This window comes from Emticicia sp. 21SJ11W-3 (assembly GCF_024138715.1).
In the GTDB taxonomy this organism is placed as follows: Bacteria; Bacteroidota; Bacteroidia; order Cytophagales; family Spirosomataceae; genus Emticicia; species Emticicia fluvialis.
Genome location: NZ_CP092074.1, coordinates 2,089,097 through 2,102,479, shown reverse-complemented (window position 1 = coordinate 2,102,479; position 13,383 = coordinate 2,089,097). Strand labels below are relative to the sequence as shown.

At 41.6% G+C, this 13,383-nt stretch carries 12 protein-coding genes; 6 read left to right on the top strand and 6 right to left on the bottom strand.

The features are described 5' to 3' along the window. Positions 1-202: 202 nt before the first annotated feature. The gene (locus tag MB380_RS08870; RefSeq protein WP_253534689.1) at positions 203-607 is read left to right on the top strand and encodes a DUF4890 domain-containing protein; all 405 of its coding nucleotides are present in this window, start codon (positions 203-205) and stop codon (positions 605-607) included. Positions 608-676: 69 nt separating this feature from the next. Here the strand turns inward: MB380_RS08870 and MB380_RS08865 are convergent, their stop codons facing one another. From MB380_RS08865 to thrA, 3 genes are all read right to left on the bottom strand, one after another. Next, the gene (locus MB380_RS08865; protein WP_253534687.1) at positions 677-1,600 is read right to left on the bottom strand and encodes an aspartate carbamoyltransferase catalytic subunit; all 924 of its coding nucleotides are present in this window, start codon (positions 1,598-1,600) and stop codon (positions 677-679) included. Between the two features lie 69 nt (positions 1,601-1,669). After that, positions 1,670-2,929 carry a 3-phosphoshikimate 1-carboxyvinyltransferase gene (locus tag MB380_RS08860; RefSeq protein WP_253534685.1) on the bottom strand — a complete coding sequence of 420 codons (1,260 nt, stop codon included), beginning with the start codon at positions 2,927-2,929 and terminating at the stop codon, positions 1,670-1,672. Positions 2,930-3,067: 138 nt separating this feature from the next. Then, the gene (gene thrA / locus MB380_RS08855) at positions 3,068-5,527 is read right to left on the bottom strand and encodes a bifunctional aspartate kinase/homoserine dehydrogenase I (protein ID WP_253534683.1); all 2,460 of its coding nucleotides are present in this window, start codon (positions 5,525-5,527) and stop codon (positions 3,068-3,070) included. A gap of 317 nt (positions 5,528-5,844) precedes the next feature. Here thrA and MB380_RS08850 point away from each other — a divergent pair, with 317 nt between their 5' ends. Together MB380_RS08850 and MB380_RS08845 are read left to right on the top strand one after the other, a co-directional pair. Then, positions 5,845-6,156, top strand: coding sequence for an autorepressor SdpR family transcription factor (locus tag MB380_RS08850; RefSeq protein WP_101727892.1), 312 nt, complete (start codon positions 5,845-5,847; stop codon positions 6,154-6,156). A gap of 24 nt (positions 6,157-6,180) precedes the next feature. Further along, positions 6,181-6,798 (top strand): hypothetical protein, encoded by a 618-nt coding sequence (locus MB380_RS08845; RefSeq protein ID WP_253534681.1) that lies wholly within the window; start codon positions 6,181-6,183, stop codon positions 6,796-6,798. On the opposite strand, the gene folP is transcribed toward MB380_RS08845, so the two are convergent. Next, positions 6,769-7,647 carry a dihydropteroate synthase gene (gene folP / locus MB380_RS08840; protein ID WP_253534679.1) on the bottom strand — a complete coding sequence of 293 codons (879 nt, stop codon included), beginning with the start codon at positions 7,645-7,647 and terminating at the stop codon, positions 6,769-6,771. The genes MB380_RS08845 and folP overlap by 30 nt on opposite strands. A gap of 89 nt (positions 7,648-7,736) precedes the next feature. Between folP and MB380_RS08835 the strand changes: the two genes are divergently transcribed. From MB380_RS08835 to MB380_RS08825, 3 genes are all read left to right on the top strand, one after another. Then, positions 7,737-8,288, top strand: coding sequence for a DUF1599 domain-containing protein (locus tag MB380_RS08835; RefSeq protein ID WP_253534677.1), 552 nt, complete (start codon positions 7,737-7,739; stop codon positions 8,286-8,288). Positions 8,289-8,352: 64 nt separating this feature from the next. Further along, positions 8,353-9,462, top strand: a complete 1,110-nt coding sequence (locus tag MB380_RS08830; protein ID WP_253534675.1) for a BT_3928 family protein — start codon at positions 8,353-8,355, stop codon at positions 9,460-9,462. Positions 9,463-9,503: 41 nt separating this feature from the next. Then, positions 9,504-10,028, top strand: a complete 525-nt coding sequence (locus MB380_RS08825; protein WP_253534673.1) for a shikimate kinase — start codon at positions 9,504-9,506, stop codon at positions 10,026-10,028. A gap of 85 nt (positions 10,029-10,113) precedes the next feature. On the opposite strand, the gene MB380_RS08820 is transcribed toward MB380_RS08825, so the two are convergent. Then, a complete protein-coding gene (locus tag MB380_RS08820) occupies positions 10,114-11,646 on the bottom strand; it encodes an OmpP1/FadL family transporter (RefSeq protein WP_253534672.1) in 1,533 nt (510 codons plus the stop codon). Positions 11,647-11,899: 253 nt separating this feature from the next. Beyond that, the gene (locus MB380_RS08815; RefSeq protein ID WP_253534671.1) at positions 11,900-13,162 is read right to left on the bottom strand and encodes a hypothetical protein; all 1,263 of its coding nucleotides are present in this window, start codon (positions 13,160-13,162) and stop codon (positions 11,900-11,902) included. Between the last annotated feature and the right edge of the window lie 221 nt (positions 13,163-13,383).

Below are 13,383 nucleotides of genomic sequence, written 5' to 3'. Positions count from 1 at the left end.
ACAGATTAATACATTCCTATATATATCGTCAATACCTTTACCATCTGTTTAATATATATTGATTCCTAAAGTTAAAACATAATCTGTTATCCTGAAAATCAAATTAGTTTATTATGGCTTTTAAACCTTTTTTAATGATTTCACTCTAACAATTGCAACGTTGTAAAAAGGACAATTTTCTTACAATCAACCAATTCAAAAAATGAAAAAAATACTTTTAGTGTGCACGCTTATTGGCGGAGTACTTACCGGAGCATTTGCCCAGCAAGACAAACCAGGGCGTGGAGACGGACCTCATAAAACACCAGAACAACGCGCAGAAATGAGAACAAACCGCATGAAGGAATCGCTGGCCTTAAATGATGATCAATATAAGAAAATGCTGGCTATTAATCTGGAGCAGGAGAAAAAAAGGGATGAGTACAGAAACGAAGAAAGAGAACGAATGCTTGCCAGCCGTAAAAGAATGAAGTCTAACTACGACGCCGCCATGAAAAGCTATGAGAGTGTTCTGACACCCGAGCAAATGACAAAATTACGTGAAGAAGCTAAAAAAAGAAGAGCCGAAATAAGGGATAACTGGAAGGAAAGAAGAGGAAGAAGATAAGCCCAGGCTTTAAAAAACAAAGGCATAACTTTTACCGGTTATGCCTTTGTTTTTGTAGTTTTTTTAAATTTAGTTTTGCTGAGACAACAAATAAAGTACGGCCATTCTGACAGCTACGCCGTTTTCCACCTGGTCGAGAATAATTGAATGATGTGAATCAGCGGCATCGCTCGATAACTCAACACCCCTGTTTATCGGCCCGGGGTGCATTAGTACAATTTCTTTATCCAACTCATCGAGCATTTGTTTATTGATTCCGAAATAGAGCGAATATTCACGCAATGAAGGGAAATACTTAATTTGCTGGCGTTCCAGTTGTATTCTCAGAACATTGGCCACATCACACCATTGTAGTGTTTCTTTTACGCTATGAGAGATTCTTACACCAATTTCATTAATATATTTGGGCAAAAGGGTGTTAGGCCCGCAAATAGTAACTTCTGCACCCAGTTTCTGCAAGCAGAAAATATTCGAAAGCGCCACGCGCGAATGCAGGATATCGCCAATAATTGCAATTTTCTTACCGGTAAGGTCTCCAAGTTTTTCCTGCATAGAAAAAGAATCAAGCAAAGCCTGTGTCGGGTGCTCATGCGTACCGTCACCAGCGTTTACAATATTGGCCTTTATTTTTTTAGACAAATAATGAGGCGCTCCCGGGCTACTGTGGCGCATTACAATCATATCTACCTTCATAGCCAGAATATTATTAACGGTATCAAGCAGGGTTTCTCCTTTTTTTACAGAGCTACCTGAAGCCGAAAAATTAACGACATCAGCAGAGAGCCTTTTTTCAGCCAACTCAAATGACAGACGCGTACGGGTAGAATTTTCAAAAAAAACATTGGCAATTGTTACATCTCTCAGCGAAGGTACTTTTTTTATCGGTCGGTTAATAACCTCCTTAAATTCTTTGGCAGTTTCTAAAATAAGCTGAATATCGTTTGTTGTAAGGTCTTTTATACCGAGTAGATGTTTGGTACTCAATGATTGCATCTTAATAAGAGAAGTATGTTTGGCAAAATTAAAAAAAAAGCCCCAATACACAAAAGGGGCTAATGAAAATCATGAAACATTGGCAGCCGGTTGCCGTTCTATCTCAACAATTTTTTTGATATCGTCCCAGAAACTCGGGTACGATTTCACTACCACATTGGGTTCTTCTATGGTTACGTCTGTCAGCATTGCCAGAGGTGCAAAAGCCATAGCCATCCGGTGGTCGTCATAAGTAGCAATGCTTACAGGGGCGCTGCCGAACTCAAAACCTGAGCCAGACACCCGGTATTCGGTATTGGTTACTACTTCTGTCAGGCTTCCTCCAAACTTCTTAAGCTCGTTCTGCAAAGCTAAGATCCGGTCTGTTTCTTTTATTTTAAGGCTCTCTATGCCTGTAAAAACAGCTTCAATACCTTTGGCTACACAGGTTACTGCAACGGTTTGCGCCAGGTCGGGGCAATTGGCAAAATCCCATTGAAGGCTAGGCTGGGCAGGTATTTTTGTTAACAATACGCCATCGGCAGTAAAAGTACTTTTCACACCCAGTTGGGTCATAATAGCTACAATAGCGCTATCGCCCTGCAATGAGTTCTCTTTCAAACCTAATAATTCTACCCGGGTGTCTTCAAAGGTTGATAACGCAACAATACTATACCAATAACTGGCCCCAGACCAGTCAGACTCTACCTGATAGCTGGTTGGCTTGTATTGCTGAGAAGCAACTGTCAGCACTTTGGCATCCCAATCGGCTTTGGCATCTACCCCAAAAGCTTTCATCTGCGCCAGGGTCATGTTAATATAAGGTATTGACCCAATTTCACCTGTCAGACAAATGGTCAGCCCCTGCGGTAATGTGGGTGCAATCATCAAGAGAGCTGAAATATACTGGCTGCTTACATCTCCTCTTATAGTTACTTCACTACTTTTCTGCGCCGACAAGCCATTTATATGTAAAGGCGGATACCCTTCTGTTTTCAGATATTCAATATCGGCTCCGATGGTTTTAAGGGCCTCAACCAAAATACCTATGGGGCGCTCACACATACGAGGCGTACCTGTCATGGTTTTGTTTTGGTTGGTTGCGGTAAAATAGGCGGTTAAAAAACGCATGGTTGTTCCGGCATCAATCACATCGGCCACTGAATCAGCAGATTGCAAAAGGCGAATCATGGTCTGGGTATCACGAGCCGAAGAAAGGTTCTTCAAATCGCCTTTAAAACCAGACAGTGCATTGATAATCAAGGCTCTGTTGCTTTCAGATTTAGATGAAGCCAACAGAATTTTAGTATCAAATGCCTGAGCGTTTTTGTAAAGAATTACTTTTTCCAAAATATTAAGTAGTGTTATGCCGTCAGAATTTGCCTGTTAAAAAAAATTACCATGCCAGGTATCTGAACAATTAAATAATTATCTGCCAATCAGGCTACTTTCAATCTGCCTATTAAATACAATAATGGGTACCGACATTTAACCCAGATAACTGCTGATGCTCATGATATCGGCAAATACACCAGATGCCGTTACCTCAGCACCTGCACCCGGGCCTTTAATAACCAATGGGTTAAATTTATACCGCTCGGTAGTAAATGACACAATATTCTCTGAACCCGCCAGATTAAAAAACGGATGGTTACGACCTACCGATTTCAGTTCAATGGTAACCTTTTCATCGTCCAGAGTAGCAATATAGCGCAGCACCTCGCCTTTTGCTTCGGCTTCAGCCAGAAGTTGCTCAAAACGGTTATTATCTTTTTCTAATTCCACAAAAAAATCTTCAACTGTTTTGGCTTGCAGACAGGCATCGTTCAAAAGGTTGATGATTTTTACGTCTTCGGGTTCCAGTCTCAATCCGCATTCTCTTGATAAAATCAAAATCTTGCGGGCTACATCCTGGCCGCTCAGGTCGTCACGTGGGTCTGGTTCTGTGTAGCCTTTGGCCTTGGCCTCCTTAACTACATCCACAAATCTTTCGCCTACTCTGAAATTATTGAAGATATAGGCCAATGTACCCGACAATACGGCTTCTATTTTATGAATTTTGTCTCCGCTCGTTATAAGCCCCTGAAGCGTGTTAATAATGGGTAGCCCTGCCCCAACGTTGGTTTCATACAAAAACTTCACGCCGTGTTTCTGGGCAGCTTTTTGCAGCATAAAGTATTGCTCAAACTTTCCAGAATTAGCCACCTTATTAGGGGTTACTATTGATACGCTTGAACTCAGAAGCGAATAATAGTACTGAACAATGTTTTTATCGGCCGTGCAATCAACAAACACGCTATAGGGCATGTTCAGATCCTGTACGTCAGATACAAAAGAGCCTATGTTTGCTATATCTCCGTTTTCCAGTAGTTCCTCCTTCCAGGTTTCCAGGCTTATGCCTCCTTCATTCAATATCATTTTACGGGTATTGGTGATACCCACCAGCCTGATATTCAAATTCTTGCGAGACTTCAGGTAATCTTTCTGCTCGCGAATCTGGCGTATCAGCGTACTGCCAATAAGCCCGGTTGCACCCACCACAAACAGATTGAGCGTAAGCCCATCTACCTGAAAAAAGGTTTCATGAATAGCATTAAGCGCCTTGCCAATATCTTTTTTATGTATTACAACCGAAATGTTAAGCTCAGAAGACCCCTGAGCCGTAGCCACCACATTAATACCGTTTTTACCCAAAACAGAAAACAACTTGCCGGATGTACCCGAGCTTGATTTCATTCCTTCGCCTACAACGGCAAGCACAGAAAGGTTATGCTCAATGGCTATGTTATCTAACAATCCCTGGGCTATTTCAGTAGCAAATCCTTCTTCCAGAATTTCTTTTACGCCATAGGCTGACTTCGGCTCTACGGCAAAACAGATGGAATGTTCAGACGAAGCCTGCGATATCAGTATTACACTGATTTTGTTCTTGGCCAGTATAGAAAACAACTTGGCCGATATACCCGCCACGCCTATCATACCACCACCCTGTACATTGATGAGGGCGATGTCATCAATAGAAGATATGCCTGTTATAGAATACTCTTTGGTTTCGGCGGTTTTGCTGATAAACGTACCCGGATGCTTATGATTGAAAGTATTGAGAACCTTAATTGGGATATTCTTGTAAAAAGCAGGTGTAAGACTTGGCGGATATATAACCTTAGCCCCAAAGTGCGAAAGCTCCATGGCCTCGGCATAGGTTATGGTTGGTATCGTAAAAGCATTCTTTACCTTGCGCGGGTCTGCCGTCATCATACCGTTTACGTCCGTCCAGATTTCTATCACGCTGGCGTTCAGGGCAGCACCAAAAATTGACCCGGTGTAGTCAGAGCCTCCTCTGCCCAAGGTAGTAGTAACCCCGTCTATAGTAGAACCAATAAAGCCGGTAATACACTGCAGTTTATTAGTCTGGGCAAAATGCTTGCGAATCAGCTCATTGGTCAGCTCAAAATTTACATCAGCATGCCCAAACGCATCATTAGTTTTAATTACCTTTCGTGCATCTAAAAACTCTGCTTCAATGCCTTTGTTTTTTAAAGCCTCGGTAATAATAGAAGTAGAAAGCCTTTCACCGAAACTCACTATTAAATCCAGTGTCCGATTCGATAATTCCTTTATAAGCGACACGCCTTTGAGCAGGTCTTCCAGTTCATTAAACAGCCCTCTTACTTTTGCAATGGCACTGCTCTGGTTCTTTATATCAATAAGCCCTTTAACTGCATTGAAATGTCTGTCTTCTACCGAACGCAATTGTTCGGTAAATTCAGGGTCTGACTGCGACGCCATCTTGCCAATTTCAATCAGCCTGTTGGTTACACCACCCATAGCAGAATACACTACAGCTATTTTACTTCCTTCGTCCAGATTCTCTTTGATAATCTGAATAACCTGATTGATACTTTCTACTGTGCCTACCGAGGTGCCCCCAAACTTTAAAACTTTCATTATCTTCTGGTTGATAAATTACTACATCATTAATCTGCACAAGCAATTACGCTTCTGTTTGCCGCCGAACAAAAAAATACCCCACTTCGGCAAGGAATGGGGCGTTTATTGATGAAGTGTGCGCAAATATAATGATTTAAATACCAAAGAAAGAAAAATAGCTGCAAAATTGTGTTTTTCAAAGAATAGACTCGGAAGGCAAACGCTATTTAGAAGATTATCTAAATATTTAAGCAGTATTATTTGGCAAAACTGATTTTTTTTCAGAATTTCGTATCAATAACATTTGTTCAATAACTACCGATTCTCTTTTCCAAATGAATAGTTTATTTAAAGCGCTGAACGACTCTACCCGTCGGGAAATACTGGAGATGCTGAAAGATGGAGACATGACTGCAGGAGACATTGCAGAGCGCTTTGATATGACCAAACCCAGCATTTCGCATCACCTTGATTTGCTGAAACAGGCCGACCTTGTGGCTGCCGTAAAAAAAGGGCAGTTTATATATTACTCGCTTAATATGACTGTGATGGACGAAATTCTGGCGTGGTTTATTCAGTTTAAACCTGCTGCAGCCGAAAAACCAAGAATCCGTCTTCAGGTTAATTCCCGCACTATTTCTGAATAAAAGCCGACCAAAACTTTGAATGTCATGAAACGCAGTTTGATGTTCGAAATGCTCATTATTGGCATTGTACTTGCCCCTTTTGCTTACTTGCTGGCTAGCTGGAACCATGCCATTTTAGATGCGCAAATACGCATTCTGGTACTATACGGCCTGGCAGCACTTTTCTTTTATTTCCTGCCTTTAGTGATGCAGTATCTTGACAGCCAGAAACCCAATGCCGATTTTCTCATTCGCAGCGATAAACGCATCAGACTAATCTGGTCTTCCTACCTTTCAGCGCTGGGTTTTATTCTTTTCTATTATGTGCTGCATGATTCTGAAGGAGAAAGCATCCCTCCCCGCTACCTCGGTGTGGCCTTATCATTATTTTTATTTGCCAGTGGTAATTTTCAGTCAAATTTGCACCCAAGTAGCGCATTTGCAGGTAATAACTGGTTTACCAAGAGTTTTGAAGAAAAAAACTATCGCCAGTTGCAACGTTTTACCGCCCGTTTGTTTTTTTGGGTGGGCATAGCAGGTACTGCTTTTTTTCTGTACTTTACTGAAAGCAAACTCGTATCATGGGGATTGATATTTATCGGAGCTGTTATTTTTTATGGCATAGTTATTCGTCTAATCAGAAACATTGCTTCCAGCCGTTGACCCGTAAATTTCTTCATAGAGCCTGATGGTCTGCATGGCTTCTTTCACATCATGTACCCTCAGGATATTCGCACCATTCGTCAACGCAACCATATTCAGTGCCGTTGTGCCGTTTAAAGCTTCTGAAGCAGTTATACCCAGAGTTTTCCAAATCATTGATTTGCGAGAAACCCCCACCAGCATTGGTAGGCCAAGCACCTGAAAGGCAGGTAGATTTTTCATCATTTCAAAACCCTGTCTGGGGCCTTTGGCAAAGCCAAAACCCGGGTCAATGATAACATCTTTTACTCCTGATTCTCTTAAACTGTTTACTTTTATTTGCAGTTCGCCCAGCACATCAACAGTCAGGTCGTGGTAATCATTCAGCCTGCTCATGGTCTCCGGGTTGCCCCTGCTGTGCATAAGTATGTAAGGAACGGCTAATTCAGCCACTGTGCCAAACATAAGGCTGTCTAAATTGCCGCCGCCAATATCGTTAATTATCGATGCCCCTGCCTTTACAGCTGCTTTAGCTACTGCGCTTCTAAACGTGTCTATAGATATAACGGCATTGGGATAATGCTTGGCTATTGGTTCTATAGCATTAAGAATTCGCTCAGTTTCTACCTCAATACTTACATCTGCTGCATGGGGCCGTGTTGAGTATCCGCCGATGTCTAGTATGGATGCGCCTTCTTCCAGCATTTTCCCTGCCGCATCTACAATCTGTTGTGGCGCTGCCAGATAACGGCTTCCTTCAAAAAAAGAATCGGGTGTAATATTGAGAATACCCATTACTGACGGACGTGTTAAATCCATCAATCGTCCATTCGGAAGACACACCAGGGCATTGCTTTTTAAGGTTGACATTTGTTTATAGCCATGAAGTTTTATAGTTTTGCAATAATAGATTATATATTCCGGAATTCCTTAAAATTATCCTTTTTTGGATTGTGCGCATGAATCAGACCGAATTTGAATACAGATATATTATAAAAATTTGTCAGGATCTTTTCGAGAAAAAAAACAAAGATTACGGCACTTCGTGGCGTATTCTGCGCCTTCCGAGCATCACCGACCAGATTTTTATTAAAGCGCAGCGCATCAGAACCATCCAGGATAAAGGCTTCAGCAAAGTAGACGAAGGCATAGTGCCAGAGTTTATAGGCATTATCAATTATTGCGTAATGGCCCTTATTCAACAAAAGCTGGTTGACGAAACCAAAATCGAGATTCCGTTTGATGAGTTGCATGAACTGTACAATAAGGAAATAGATGAAGTAATGGCACTTTTATTCAATAAAAACCATGACTACGGTGAAGCCTGGCGCGATATGCGCGTGGGTTCAATGACTGATATCATTCTAATGAAGCTGTTCAGAATCAAACAAATTGAAGACAATCAGGGCAAAACCATTGTTTCTGAGGGCATAAGGGCTGGCTATCAGGACATCATCAATTATGCCGTTTTCTGCATGATAAAACTGGGCCAGGCACAAAGCCAGCAATAAAGCGCTACAAGCAGAAAACTAAATTATAATTCAATAAGCTGTTCGAACTTTACCTTGTTCTTTTATGAAAATACCTGCACAAATTGCTCGCATCATAGTGGGTGTCATTTTTATTTTTTCTGGTTTTGTAAAAGTAGTTGACCCCGTAGGAACAGGCATAAAGCTGGAAGAATATTTTGAGGTTTTCTCGCAGGATATCCCAACTTTAGAGGGCTTCTTTATGTTTTTTGCGCATAACTCGCTTGCGTTGTCGCTTATTTTTTGCGCTTTAGAGGTTATTCTGGGTGTTGCTACGTTGCTTTCTTACCGCATGAAAATCACCTCGTGGTTGCTGCTTGGCATTATTGTATTTTTTACTTTCCTTACTTTTTACTCTGCCTATTTCAATAAAGTAACAGACTGCGGATGTTTTGGCGATTTTCTGAGACTAAAACCGTGGACGTCATTCAACAAGGACATTTTCCTTACGGTACTGATTGTAATTATATTTATATACAGAAACGGATACAAAGATTCTAACCTGCATAGTGTTATGGCATTGGTTTCGGTAGTCTCGTTTGGTATTGGCATTTACGCCATCCGTTACCTGCCTCCTATTGATTTCCTTCCTTATGCAGTTGGCAAAAGCATACCCGAGCAGATGAAACCCACGGGCATTAAACCCGTTTTTGAATATACTTTTCTGAACAAAAAAACCAACGAAGAGGTAAAATCGGCAGAGTTTCTGATGGATACCACCACATATAAATATGTAACATCCATTACTCTGAATGATGATAAAGTAAAGCCAAAAATCACCGATTATTTTGTGAATGATGCGCAGGGAAACGTGTATACCGATTCTACTTTTATTGGCAATAAATTGATGTTTGTTTTCAAAAATATAAAAGACGTAAACGAGGCAGAAATAACTGAGATAAAAGCTTTGGCCGGAAGCGTGCAAGGCAGCAGTATAAAACCCATTATATTAACTTCGGCCATTCAAACTGAATTTGAAGCCTTCAGGCAGGCCAATGCCCTTTCAATTCCTTATTTTACTGCCGATGCCACCGTATTAAAAACCATGGCACGAACAAATCCTTGCGTGATTTTGTTACAAAACGGAGTGGTAAAAGGCAAATGGGGCAACAATAGCATACCCAATAAAGAAGATTTAACTAAACTGCTCAAATAGTTATATACTAAATACTTAATAATTACGCCCAAGCAGACAGAATGACTACTAACATTTTTTTGATTGGCATGCCGTCGTCAGGTAAAAGTACTTTGGGGAGGCAACTGGCCAAGAGTTTAGGATACGAATTTATTGACTTAGATGCCCGGATTGAGCTTGCAGAGGGAAAGAAGATTTCTGAAATATTTGCATTAAACGGCGAAGAATATTTTCGTAAGGTAGAAAATCAGCAGTTGAAGAAAGTTCAAAAAGATATGCGTTCTGTAGTTGCCACAGGAGGAGGTGTACCTTGTTTTCTGGACGGACTGGCGTATATCAAAGAAAATGGTATCAGTATTTTTCTGGATGTAAAGCCCGACAGATTGTTGGAAAGAATGCAGTTATCGAAGAAAAATGAAAGACCCCTTTATGACCTCGAGAATAAAAATCTGCTTGACACATTAACAGAAAAATATAATGAACGCCTGACCTACTATCAACAGGCCGATATTACCATTGAGGGAGACACCGACCCCGATGCCATTCTCTGGATTTTAGAGGCTGAATTTGCCAGGAAAATCCGGTAAAACAAAAATGACAACTCTTGCGGGTTGTCATTTTTGTTTATACACCTTTGTATTTCATTTATTTAATATCATTTCCAAAACCTTATCAGAAGAATGTACCAACCGACACCACAAAACTGGTTGCCTTGGTAGTTAAGGCAGCAGAACCATAATTTGTTGGATTAGACAATTCATAAGGAGTATAAGCGCCTTTAAACTGGTTAAATACACCCGCCAAATCAATAAAGAATTTGGAAGAGCGGTACCCAATACCACCGGTAAACAACATTTGAGAACGGTCCAGATTATCTGCTTTTACTTTGTAAGGGTCTGGCATATATTTGGCCCCGGCGCGTAATCTTATACTCTGAATACGGTACTCTGCCCCTACTTTTACATTTACAGCGTCTACATAAGTTGATTGTATACCACGTTTCTGATCAGAACTCCAGTCTTTGTCCTGAGTATCTTTTATTCCCATTCCTCTATAACCAACATACTCAGCATCAGCAGTAATAAAACCTGCTTTGTTAGGCAAAAAGAAAGTAGCGCCACCACTGGCTCTTAATGGGGTAGTAAGGTTATAAGAAAATACGTTCTCTTCTGTAGCCACATAGTTAGAAGCTTTAGAAGGAATTACCGGGTTTCCGGGTTTGGGGTCTGTTCTTATGTTTGAATTATAAATTTCGCTAACACTAATCCAGGAAGGGGTAGTTAAACTGGCACCCAGACTGATTGACTCTGTTGCTTTGTAAATAGCACCCAGTGAAAAGTTCACGCCTGAGCCTCTAACATACAGGTTCTCGTTATAGTCGAATCCGTTAAAAATAACTCCGTTGGTAAATCTTTCACTATGCGAATTGGTGTTTTCATAGTTCAGTCTAACAAAACCAATACCAAGGCCTATATAGGTTTTATCGTCAAAGTTGATACCATAACCGAGATTCCACTGGCTGGTAGAACCAGTTGCCGAAACATTACCTACCTGGTCAGCCGGAAGAGCCTGCTCAATTTTGCTGTAAGGCGCTCCGCCATTTTGCGATGGGTCTATCATGTAGGCCTGGTAATACATTGACGTTGAAGTAAACGCCGTACCGGTGTTAGGGTTAAACTCATCATCAAGTGTTTTAGAATCTGCACCGCGCAGCGAAGCCTTTTGAGCAAAAAAATCCATCATTGAACTTCGCTGATTAAGACCGTTATAGCGGAAATCACTCAAAAAACTGTTTTGTCTTGAATAGGTAATGGCAAATGCCGAGCGTTTTTTTCTTGTACCAACGCCACCACTGCTAAAAACAAGCCCTAGCTGCCCGATGTTCGGACTGGTAGTAGATCTGCCGAATTGTTCACCGGCATATACCGAAGAGGTATTAATAGAATTTAATACAGGGGTAATACTCAACTCTGAGCGATTGTAAAATCCTAATCCGGCGGGGTTAGTGTAATTATTGGTAGCATCTGCACCTAAAGAAACGTATCCACCACCTAAACCCTGCATACGGGCCGAACCTGAAATTTTTGTTTCCGAGAATCTGAGGGCTTCTTCACCATAAAAGTGGCCACCCAAACTTAATTGTGCCTTGGCTCCGATTGCTCCTGAAAGAAAGGACGCGGTAATCAGAATGCGTGAGATTTTCATTTTTTTTATACTTTATGATTGAAGAATCAGCCTGCATGCCACAACATGCATTTACCGGTATTAACCGTGTATAAGTTTTACCATTCTTCTAAATTAAGGGTACAACAAAAAAGCTTTTTCATTTAATAGAAAACCTCGCCAAACAAAGTTGATTCAGCGAGGTTTCTGAATATTTTACAAAATAAAACCGTTTTCACGTACGCTCGCAAGAGCTTAACAAGCACCATCGTTCAATTGTTCGGCCGGCAGGTTATTATCTTGGGCCCCGGCTTCCGCCGCCACCACCACCGCCGCCGCGTGAGGCGCCGCTGCTACTGCTGCTACCTGAACTTGAACCACGGCTACTGCTTCCGCTGCTCCAGCTTGAGTTGCTTGAAGAGCCTGAGCTTCTCCAACTGTCAGAACCTCTTGATGAGCTTCCGCTACCGCTTGACCAACTGTTAGACGAACGGGTGTTGCTTGAAGACGGACGGCTATATGAACTACTGCTACTGCCGGGGGTTTCGTAACCACCGTTTCGGCGAGGCCGGGCGTAGTAAGTATCATTACTGCTGCTGTTTGAACGCGAAGCGCTCGGGGTATTATCAAATGAAGAGTTATAGCCTCCGTTTCTTCTTGGTGCGGCATAATAACCATCATTTCCGGTATAAGTTCTGCCACCGCTACCTACCGAGGTAGTTCTGGCATTGCTTCCATCAGCCCGGCGTCCGCTTTCATTGGTTCTGATAGCGGTATTATTGAAGCGATCATTATAGTAAGCTGAGCCTCTGCCACCGTCACGTGGGCCATAAGTACGGTTTCTTGCAGCGCCAACTACACCCGCTGTTGCGTTGTAATAATAGCCCGGGTAACCACCGTAGTATCCACCATAACCATAATAATCGTAAGGGCTGTAAAAACCACCACCCCAAGGAGAGTATCCCCAAGGCGAATAAATAGAGCTGTAATATGGGCTGTAAAAACCACCGCCCCAGAATGGGTCATAAAAGCGGCTTCCCCAGAAAGGGTCATAATATCTGCCACCGAAACCACCATAACCCATGCCTAAGCCCAAACCAAAACCAATATTAATGCTATTGTAACCAAAAGAATTATAGCCGAATGGCGAATAATATCCGAAACGGCTGAACGGACTTGCCCATCCCATTGGCTGGCTCCAGGCATAATCATTCCAACCTGATTGATATCCGTCTGAGAAACCTGATGAATAACCCGGCTCGGCAGAATACGAACGTTTCACCTTGCGTGAGTTTACGTAATTTTCATCATAATATTCATCAGTTCCTTCAGCCTGAACTGGCGACTCTTCTCTTTGATAACGCAAATTATCTTCAAAGTCCGGATTCTGGTATATAGAAGGTCGTGTAGATGTTTTATAAGCTACCTCGGGGGCATCTTTTGATGAACCGTACAAGTCATCATAATCGCCCTTGGTGGCAACCTGCTTCTGACTACAACCCCAGGCACCCAAAAGCACTGCAACCGACAGATACCTGAAAGATTTGAAAGTGTTCATTTTATATTGAATTAATTGTGAGCAAATATAACCTGTTGTCTATGTGAATGATGCACAGGCACCTTAAATGGTTGTATGGCTTATTGAAAAAATTAAAAAAAATTCAGAAACCAGTAAAACCAGATTTTTACATCACATTCCGTTACCGCAGATTACCTAAAAGTAACGAATTTAACTATGACAAACTTAATATAAAAACTTATCTTTGCAAGCCAATCCAA

What these genes read in the sequence shown, in the direction of transcription:
- MB380_RS08845 (WP_253534681.1), top strand. Translation starts at nt 6,181, where the DNA reads ATGAAACGCAGTTTGATGTTCGAAATGCTCATTATTGGCATTGTACTT.
- MB380_RS08835 (WP_253534677.1), top strand. Translation starts at nt 7,737, where the DNA reads ATGAATCAGACCGAATTTGAATACAGATATATTATAAAAATTTGTCAG.
- MB380_RS08865 (WP_253534687.1), bottom strand. Translation starts at nt 1,600, where the DNA reads ATGCAATCATTGAGTACCAAACATCTACTCGGTATAAAAGACCTTACA.
- MB380_RS08815 (WP_253534671.1), bottom strand. Translation starts at nt 13,162, where the DNA reads ATGAACACTTTCAAATCTTTCAGGTATCTGTCGGTTGCAGTGCTTTTG.
- MB380_RS08820 (WP_253534672.1), bottom strand. Translation starts at nt 11,646, where the DNA reads ATGAAAATCTCACGCATTCTGATTACCGCGTCCTTTCTTTCAGGAGCA.
- MB380_RS08825 (WP_253534673.1), top strand. Translation starts at nt 9,504, where the DNA reads ATGACTACTAACATTTTTTTGATTGGCATGCCGTCGTCAGGTAAAAGT.
- thrA (WP_253534683.1), bottom strand. Translation starts at nt 5,527, where the DNA reads ATGAAAGTTTTAAAGTTTGGGGGCACCTCGGTAGGCACAGTAGAAAGT.
- MB380_RS08870 (WP_253534689.1), top strand. Translation starts at nt 203, where the DNA reads ATGAAAAAAATACTTTTAGTGTGCACGCTTATTGGCGGAGTACTTACC.
- MB380_RS08830 (WP_253534675.1), top strand. Translation starts at nt 8,353, where the DNA reads ATGAAAATACCTGCACAAATTGCTCGCATCATAGTGGGTGTCATTTTT.
- folP (WP_253534679.1), bottom strand. Translation starts at nt 7,647, where the DNA reads ATGTCAACCTTAAAAAGCAATGCCCTGGTGTGTCTTCCGAATGGACGA.
- MB380_RS08850 (WP_101727892.1), top strand. Translation starts at nt 5,845, where the DNA reads ATGAATAGTTTATTTAAAGCGCTGAACGACTCTACCCGTCGGGAAATA.